Origin of the sequence: Chryseobacterium sp. SIMBA_038, from assembly GCF_046535115.1 — a bacterium.
In the GTDB taxonomy this organism is placed as follows: domain Bacteria; phylum Bacteroidota; class Bacteroidia; order Flavobacteriales; family Weeksellaceae; genus Chryseobacterium.
Window position 1 is genome coordinate 1 of sequence record NZ_JAWRXH010000443.1, and the last position, 235, is coordinate 235.

General features: G+C 37.0%; 1 protein-coding gene. It reads right to left on the reverse strand.

What is annotated here, in order from left to right; translation table 11 throughout:
* On the reverse strand, positions 1-235 hold a 235-nt coding region (locus SB689_RS24205), incomplete at both ends, for a phage major capsid protein (RefSeq protein ID WP_410694559.1).

Below are 235 nucleotides of genomic sequence, written 5' to 3' on the forward strand. Positions count from 1 at the left end.
CAACAGGCATATCTGTCATTTGAAGGAGTTTCTTCGTAACAATAATTAAAGCGTCTGTTTCGGAAGGATTTAAGTAAACCTCATCAAAGCCAATATCTGATTGCGGAATTGGATTATCAAGCTTACGTTCATCTTTATGTCTAGAAGCTGTCCCTTTCTTAACAAGGATTGGGAAACCTTGATGACCTTTTGTAGTATGAGTAGTTCCTAATCTCCGTAATGGATTTTCTTGTTG